This window comes from Bradyrhizobium uaiense, assembly GCF_010811875.1.
Lineage (GTDB): Bacteria > Pseudomonadota > Alphaproteobacteria > Rhizobiales > Xanthobacteraceae > Bradyrhizobium > Bradyrhizobium uaiense.
Window position 1 is genome coordinate 1 of the sequence record NZ_VKHP01001136.1, and the last position, 232, is coordinate 232.

Sequence of the window (232 nt, forward strand, 5' to 3'; positions counted from 1 at the left end):
ATTAGCGACGCCGACAACGCGATTGATCGCCGCATTTTTGCCTCCCGTGGCAGTATGCAAGAGAAGTGTGGCGCTGTTGCCAAAAATGGCAAGATTTATTGGACAACGGATTTCCGCTTCGGGTCACGAGCATCGCCCTCCGCAATAGACGGCGGCCTGTCAATTTCCGCTATACCCCGTTAGCGACAAAGGTCGTGCCGCGATGCAATATGTCGCGAAGGGCCAACAGGCG

At 55.6% G+C, this 232-nt stretch carries 1 protein-coding gene; it reads left to right on the forward strand.

Features of this window, described 5'->3' with window-relative positions; translation table 11 throughout:
* Positions 1 to 183: hypothetical protein (locus tag FNJ47_RS50890; protein ID WP_206685447.1), on the forward strand; the 183-nt coding region annotated here is incomplete at its 5' end.
* Positions 184 to 232: the final 49 nt, after the last annotated feature.